This window comes from Mesorhizobium sp. M7A.F.Ca.CA.001.10.2.1 (genome assembly GCF_003998575.1).
GTDB lineage: Bacteria > Pseudomonadota > Alphaproteobacteria > Rhizobiales > Rhizobiaceae > Mesorhizobium.
In genome coordinates, this window is record NZ_RZQY01000297.1 from 1 (window position 1) to 7,004 (window position 7,004).

Annotated in this window: 9 protein-coding genes and 1 pseudogene; 6 read left to right on the forward strand and 4 right to left on the reverse strand. The window is 60.5% G+C overall.

Going from position 1 to position 7,004, the window contains the following annotated elements; translation table 11 throughout:
* Window positions 1–569, forward strand: a pseudogene (locus tag EN964_RS19250) (esterase-like activity of phytase family protein); the annotation flags it as partial.
* A 98-nt stretch (window positions 570–667) separates the two neighbouring features.
* On the opposite strand, the gene EN964_RS19255 reads toward EN964_RS19250, so the two are convergent.
* Entirely contained in the window at window positions 668–1,402 is a 735-nt protein-coding gene (locus EN964_RS19255) for a hypothetical protein (RefSeq protein WP_127272720.1), read from the reverse strand.
* A 270-nt stretch (window positions 1,403–1,672) separates the two neighbouring features.
* Between EN964_RS19255 and EN964_RS19260 the strand changes: the two genes are divergently transcribed.
* The 3 genes from EN964_RS19260 (at window position 1,673) to EN964_RS19265 (ending at window position 2,938) form a co-directional block, all read left to right on the forward strand.
* Entirely contained in the window at window positions 1,673–2,431 is a 759-nt protein-coding gene (locus EN964_RS19260; RefSeq protein ID WP_127267978.1) for a helix-turn-helix domain-containing protein, read from the forward strand.
* A 127-nt stretch (window positions 2,432–2,558) separates the two neighbouring features.
* Window positions 2,559–2,762 carry a hypothetical protein gene (locus EN964_RS37735; RefSeq protein ID WP_127267979.1) on the forward strand — a complete coding sequence of 68 codons (204 nt, stop codon included), beginning with the start codon at window positions 2,559–2,561 and terminating at the stop codon, window positions 2,760–2,762.
* On the forward strand, window positions 2,759–2,938 hold the full coding sequence (locus tag EN964_RS19265) for a hypothetical protein (RefSeq protein ID WP_127267980.1): 180 nt from the start codon (window positions 2,759–2,761) through the stop codon (window positions 2,936–2,938). Before EN964_RS37735 ends, EN964_RS19265 begins: the two co-directional genes overlap by 4 nt.
* Before the next feature lie 139 nt (window positions 2,939–3,077).
* Here EN964_RS19265 and EN964_RS19270 read toward each other — a convergent pair whose 3' ends face one another.
* Window positions 3,078–3,863, reverse strand: a complete 786-nt coding sequence (locus EN964_RS19270; RefSeq protein ID WP_127267981.1) for a L,D-transpeptidase — start codon at window positions 3,861–3,863, stop codon at window positions 3,078–3,080.
* Window positions 3,864–4,033: 170 nt separating this feature from the next.
* Between EN964_RS19270 and EN964_RS19275 the strand changes: the two genes are divergently transcribed.
* The gene (locus EN964_RS19275; protein ID WP_127267982.1) at window positions 4,034–5,506 is read left to right on the forward strand and encodes an MATE family efflux transporter; all 1,473 of its coding nucleotides are present in this window, start codon (window positions 4,034–4,036) and stop codon (window positions 5,504–5,506) included.
* 85 nt (window positions 5,507–5,591) lie between these two features.
* On the opposite strand, the gene EN964_RS19280 is transcribed toward EN964_RS19275, so the two are convergent.
* Both EN964_RS19280 and EN964_RS19285 read right to left on the reverse strand, forming a co-directional pair.
* Window positions 5,592–5,990 carry an SH3 domain-containing protein gene (locus EN964_RS19280; protein WP_127267983.1) on the reverse strand — a complete coding sequence of 133 codons (399 nt, stop codon included), beginning with the start codon at window positions 5,988–5,990 and terminating at the stop codon, window positions 5,592–5,594.
* A gap of 261 nt (window positions 5,991–6,251) precedes the next feature.
* Window positions 6,252–6,536 carry a hypothetical protein gene (locus tag EN964_RS19285; RefSeq protein ID WP_127267984.1) on the reverse strand — a complete coding sequence of 95 codons (285 nt, stop codon included), beginning with the start codon at window positions 6,534–6,536 and terminating at the stop codon, window positions 6,252–6,254.
* 187 nt (window positions 6,537–6,723) lie between these two features.
* On the opposite strand from EN964_RS19285, the gene EN964_RS19290 reads away from it, so the two are divergent.
* On the forward strand, window positions 6,724–7,004 hold a 281-nt coding region (locus EN964_RS19290; protein ID WP_127276635.1), incomplete at its 3' end, for an SDR family NAD(P)-dependent oxidoreductase.

Consider the following 7,004-nt stretch of genomic DNA (forward strand, 5'->3'; position numbering starts at 1 on the left):
AATATGTCGTGCCGCTGCCGGTGTTCAAGGATGCCAAGGGCAAGACCAAGGTCGCCGCGCAGAGCGAGATCGTGGCACTCTCCGACAAGAGCTTCCTGATGCTGGCGCGCGACAGCGGCAACGGCCAGGGCCTGAAGGGCGACGCCTCGCTCTATCGCCAGGTCAACGTCGTCGACCTATCCACCGCGACCGACATCGCCGGCGGCGCCTTCGACGGCGCTGACAGGCCGGTCGCCCCCAAAGGCGTCGTCGACCCATCGGTGACACCGGCCAAGCTGACGCCATTCATCGACATCAACGACAGTGCCGAGCTCGGCCGCTTCGGCCTGCACAATGGCGCGCCCAATGACCAGGATAACCTGTCCGAGAAGTGGGAGGCGATGTCGGTGGTCAGCGTGCTCGATGCGAAGCTGCCCGACGACTACTTCCTGTTCGTCGCCAACGACAACGACTTCCTCGCCCAGGACGGTTTTCAGGTCGGCGCGCCCTACAAGGCCGAAGACGGCGCCAATGTCGACACCATGTTCCTAGTCTATCAGGTCACGCTGCCGGGTTTGGCCAAGAAGTAACGACCACTGCACGGACGGGCGCGCTTGGCGCGTCCGCCTGGATGGCACCATCAACCAAAAGGCCCGCTCCCGGAAACGGTAGAGCGGGCCTCCTACTTTTACGCGAGTTTTGGTTTTCCACTCAGGTATATTTTCTTGTAAGCCTCGAAAACCGTCTCTAGATCGAATTTATCTTCCAACGCTGGAACAAGATTCAGAAGAGACTTCATTCCTGACAGCAAAGAGAACGCCAGGATCGAGGCCGCCTCCTCAAGTTCGCTTTCGGTGATCGACGGTTCGATCTTCAGCTCAATCCAACCAGGTCGAATTTCATGGAGATGTCGAACGAGCGAGGTCCAGGTCACATGCGCCGCGTCAGCGGATATTTCCCGGTAGACATGGGTCTGCCTGGGAAAGGGCGTCTGTATGTCGGAAATTTGGAACCTCCCCTTTGCCCCGGCACTTCTCCTCAAGAACTCTTGCAAGTGCTTTTCCGCTTCTTTTGCAAGCTTTCCTCTGCCGTTCGCCATGAATTTCTTGGCACGTGATCGCCGACTGACCTCGTCGTCAGATCGCAAGAGATCGATGTATCCGTCCTCGGTCTCAGCCAGAAACAAATGCACCGAGCATTCGATCGCTGAGCGGCAGGTCGATCGAAATGCCAAATCTCTGCCAGCATCAACTAGAACTAATGCCGACTGCGTTTCGGAAAGCAGCCGAGCCAAGAGTGCCAGCGCTGCAGACTTTCTTTCAGCGTGCTCAGCGTCACACAAGTCGATCTTGTCGAGTTCCAACACATCGACGCTTCCTAGAAATTCGCCAAACCAATCGCGCCAAACCTTGCGTATTGGCATAGCCGTCCCCATCCCCATCTGCGGCACTAGCATAACCACATCGTGCCTTGCCTCTCATAGCTTGAGTTGCAGCAACCGGCCAACACATAGCAGGTTCATCCGAACGCCCCGTAGAATCCGCGTGCAGACAAAGCGACCTGATTGAGTCGCGCACAAGCCGCACTGAAATCTTGCGTCACAGTGAGGCTGTCGCAAAGCGACTTTCTCGATGGGCACGCCTGTCGCTACCATGGCGTAGCACTGTCGCTCGATGAATGAGATAGTAGCGACATGGAAAAGCAAATGACGATGTCGAACGGCGCCAAAATCAGGGAACTGCGGGAAGCGGCCGGCATGACCCAGGACAAGCTGGCCGCTATGAGCCGAGTCGACAGACGTACCGTCCAGCGTGCCGAGCAAGGAACACGGCTGCAGATGGAGACTCTGTCGAGCCTGGCTGCTGCACTGGGCGTGCTTGTCGCCAACATTATCGTCAACGGCGCCCGCCACGAAGACATCGACAATCTCGACGCAAAGAGCCTTGTGGTACTAAATCGGATCAGGTCCGGCATGATGTTGATGAATATTGTGCGTGACAGCTATGAGGGAACGATCTCGTGCGAAGCTGAGCCGACATCAGAGAACATCGAGGCCCTGTCAGCGGTCATCACGAAGCTCGAGTCGCTTATGCCTCAGCCTTGGGAACGGCCGCATCAGCGACTGTCATTTCCGCTGTCGGAAAGATTGAAGGCGGCAGTGGAGGTAGGCGAGCAGCTCAGACAACTCGAAGGATGGGGAATCGCTTTTTATGCGGGCACCTACACCGCCCGGACTCAAGTTCCGACGTGGGATGGTGATCACGGTGAAATGTTCATCTCCAGCCGGACCCCGTACGAGCTGGTCACTATCTGTCGCGTGATTGTAGCCCATTCCGGCCAGGGCGACCGGATCACGACTAAGGCCAATGACATCTTTGTCCCAACAAAGCCGCTCTCGGACGCGTCGACCGAAAACGACAAGAAGCCTTTGGACGACGAGATACCTTTTTAGTTCCAATCTAGCTGAGCTGGATTGAGGTATCATCAAACCTGGGACATCCACGAGCTCTCTCAAGCGCTAACGGCGGCGTAATACGAAATTAGGAAATGATTAACCAACACAGTCTATGGTCTCAGGCATGACGAAGAAAATCGTATCCTTTCGGCTCTCGGCACACGAGATCGAGCTCATCGAGAAAAGCGCGCGAAGATTCAAAGTGAGCCGTTCACAGGCTCTCAGCGCGGCCATTCGAGCGTTCGATCACAACTATATGGCCGAAGACGAAACGTTTGTTCAGCGCACTCCCTGGTGGTTCGAATCCCTTGACGGTGACACAAGATGAGCAAGCTGGATCCGAATAAACTTATGATGGTTCTCGCGGTGATCACCCTCGTGGTTATTGCCGCGATGTCGGGATACCGGCTGCAGATCGGCCCGAGCGGACTGACATTTGAGCACAGCGGAGATGCCGATGCTGCTGCAAACTCGAAGCTGATCTCTCCGCCTCCATCCCATTGAGGAATGCAGCCGGCTCTTTGGAGCAAGATAGCTTATCCTCCCTCGGAAAGGTTCGGTCTTGGAGGGGTAGTGTACTGACCGCACGTCGGTGTTTGTCGAATGGTGAGCTGCTTCGCCGCAGTCCACAATTCGTGCAGACTTACTGCAACATCTCCGCGTCCCTCGGCACGCCCGCGTCGATCGGCTCGGCGGTTCTGCTCGACACGGCCATGATCTTGCCGGCAGCCGACAGGTTGGGACGCACGAAGACCTGGGCGGGGCCGTTGACGCGGCTGTAAAGGTCAATGATGTCCTGGTTCATGAAGCGCACACAGCCCGACGATGCGTTCTTGCCGATGGAATCCCACTCCGGCGTGCCGTGCAGTCGGTACATCGTGTCCTTGCCATCGCGGAACAGATACAGCGCGCGGGCGCCCAGCGGGCTCTGCGGGCCGGGCGGCATGCCGTCCTTGTATTTCGCCAATTCCGGCCGGCGCTGGATCATTTCCGGTGGCGGCGTCCAGACCGGCCACTTCTTCCTCGCCTGGACCACGGCGCTGCCGGTCCATCCGAAACCGGCTTTGCCAAGGCTGACGCCATAGCGGATAGCTGTGCCGCCGTCGCGCACCAGATAGAGGAAGTGCTCAGACGTATCGACGACAATCGTGCCGGGTTTCTCTCCGGTCGGGTCAGTCACGATCTGGCGCACGAACTTCGGATCGACCTTGGCGACCGGGATTGCCGGCAGTTGATAGCCCTCGTCGACACGCGCCGCATACATGCTCGCGGCATCGCCGAAAGCCGGATCGCTCGGCGGTGCTGCAACCGGCGGCGGCGGCGCCATGTCTGTTGTGGTGCACGCCGAAAGAGCCAGGGCACCCAAGGCGGATGCACCGAGGAACGCGCGCCTGTTCAGGCGCTCAAAAAATAGCGGAATATCGGACATGACCCCCCCGGCTTATCCAAGAACTGTAGGAATGCGGCCCCACGCATCGAGGATCAATATCCCATTCCGGAAGCTTTGAGAACATGATTAGATCACGGCATGACCTGTCCCGTTGAATCGGCAATCATCGCGCACGCGACTTGAAACGAACCTTCGCCGAGCTGCCCGCCATGGACGAAAAAAATCCCCCGCGCCGGCGCACCGGCGACCTGACCAGCGGCCCGATCCCGCGCACGCTTCTGCTGTTCGCCCTGCCGGTGCTCGGCTCCAACGTGCTCCAGTCGCTCAACGGTTCGATCAACGCCGTCTGGGTCGGCCGTTTCCTCGGCGAATCGGCGTTGACCGCCACCTCCAACGCCAACCTCGTCCTGTTCCTGATCCTCGGCACCGTGTTCGGCATCGGCATGGCGGCCACCATCCTGGTGGCCCAGTCGGTCGGTGCCCGCGACCTGCCCGAGGCGCGCCGCATCGTCGGCACCAGCGCGACGTTCTTCTTCCTCGTTTCTGTTATCCTCGCGGTCTGCGGCTGGATCTGGGTCGACGCCATTCTCAACACGCTCGGCACACCGGCCGATGCCTTGCCGCTCGCCCGCTCCTATCTGCGCATCATCTTCGTCGCCGTGCCGATGATGAACCTTCTGTCCTTCGTCATGACCGTGCTGCGCGGTGCCGGCGATTCACGCACGCCCTTCTTCTTCATGGCTCTGGCCGTCGTCCTCGACATCGTGCTCAACCAATTGCTCATCCGCGGCATCGGACCGTTTCCCGAACTCGGCATCGCGGGCTCCGCCACGTCCACGCTGATCGGCCAGACGGTAAGCGTGATCGCCATCCTGATCGTGCTCTATGTGCGCAGGCATCCGCTGCGGCTGGCCGGCGCCAACCTCGCCCTGCTGCGGCCCGATCCCACCTTGCTTCGCATCGTCGTCGTCAAGGGCGTGCCGATGGGTCTGCAGATGATCGTCATTTCGGCGGCGGCACTGACGGTGATGGGCATCGTCAATTCCTACGGCTCACAGGTCGCCGCCGCCTACGGCATCGCCGCCCAGCTGTGGACCTATATCCAGATGCCGGCGCTCGCCATCGGCGCCGCGGTGTCCTCGATGGCGGCGCAAAATGTCGGCGCCGGGCGCTGGGACCGGATCGGCCGCATCGCCGCCTCCGGTGTCGGCTTCAACCTGGTCCTGACCGGCGCACTGGTTGCAGTGCTGTCGGTTTTCGACCGTTCGGTGCTGAGCCTGTTCCTGAGCAGCGACAGCGCGGCGATCGACATCGCCGTCCACATTAACAATGTCGCCTCGTGGTCGTTCATTCTGTTCGGCATAACCATCGTGCTGTTTGCCACCGTACGAGCCACGGGTGCCGTGATGCCGCCGTTGATCATCCTGGTCATTTCGGTGCTGGTCGTGCGCACCGGCTTCGCCTATTTCATGCGTGGCGTGATCGGCGAGGAAGCGCTGTGGTGGAGTTTCCCGGTGGGTTCGATCAGCTCGCTTGTACTGGCGGCGGCCTACTACCGTTTCGGCCGCTGGCGCACCACGCACATGATCGAGAACAGACCGGCAGCCGGCGAGCCGCCGGACACCGGTCTTGGCGTGCCACGCGGACGCGCGCATCTTTCGCCTGAAACACCGAACGGCTGAAGTACCCGTCAGGCCATGGACATGGCGGCAGGGCCGCAATTGATTTGCCGCACTGCCCGTCACGCCAGACCCGGCGCAAATGAACCTATTTGCAGGAGAAGCCGGGCGCGATCTTGCACTTGCCGGGACGTGGCCTGTGCGGCCGATGGTGCGGAGGACGGTGCGGCTTGTGCCAGTGTGGCGGCCGATGCGGCGGACGCACGATGATGATTGGCGGGCGAACGATTTGGGAGCGTTCGAGATAGCCGGAGCTGGCCCAGCCGCTCACGCCGCCGCCATGGATTCTGCACCAGCCCGGCTGGCAGCCGGTGACATTGACCCTGAAGCCGCCGGGCAGCGTTCCGACCCTGGCATATCCCGCTCCCGGCCCGCTACGGACATTAAGATTGGTCGTGGTGTGGGCGCTGTAAGCGAAGGCTGCGGCGGACGTCCCGAAGACCGCGGCCATTATGGTCGCGAACACAAGCAGAAAACGCAATCTCATCAGTCCCTCCATTCGAATCCGGCCGTTCATCTGCTTCGGCCAAGACTGCCCTGCAAGAGGGAGCGGCCAAGCCAAGAAAAGTCAACAGGTGGGCGGCGTAACCGTTCTGGCCAGCGGGACTGATGCCGGATTTTTCTTGGACATGGTTGAGGAATTTCCCGGTTGCCGCCTATTGCTCTTCAACACCCGCTGACGTTTACTGTCTTTCGACAATCACCGCGGGCAAAGGTGGATCCATGGGCAAAGGCAGGGTCGAGGCATTCACCGACGGCGCATCGCTTTCAGTTTTTCCGCCACCGATGCGGCAAGGTCGGCATAGCGCTCCTCCAGCCGTTCCGCGGCCTTGATGATCGAGAAATCATGGCCGAACTTTTCCAGCGCCATACGCAGCTTCTCGACGAACTCGGCTTGTTTCTCCAGGGCGGAAAAGAGCGTCCTCACCTGCGTTTCGCTGATGTCGGGGTTGGCCAGCATCTGCGGCACCTCGCGGCCCATCTGGTCGCCAATGGCGGTCTGTTCTTTCAGGATTGCAACCCAGTCCGTCAATCAGGAAATCTCCGTTTGTCCCGAGGCTAAAGTTTGTTTTGTCCCCAAGGCAAAATCTCTTTTGCGGAGGCAAAGGGCAACATGCGCAGCCTCGACCGAACTGGTCAACCCGACAAGGCGGGCAGAGGCTTGCGCCGGCCGGTTCCGGCGCTAAGTTCGGCGCCATCGAACAAGGAACCCATCGCCCATGATCACCGACGCCGAGATCCAGACCGCCCTGCCCGCGCTTGCCCCAGGCAATGCCGCCGTTATCACCGGCGCCGCCAGCGGCATCGGTCTGGCGGCCGCCAAGCGGCTTGCACTGATGGGCATGAAGATCGTGCTGGCCGATATTGGCGGCGCGCGGCTGGACGACGCCTCGCGCGCCGTTTCCGCGATTGCCGGCGACGATGCCGTGCTTGCCGTCGCCGCCGACGTTTCGAAGGCGGATGAGGTACACCGCCTCGCCGAAAGGGCGTTCGGCGCCTT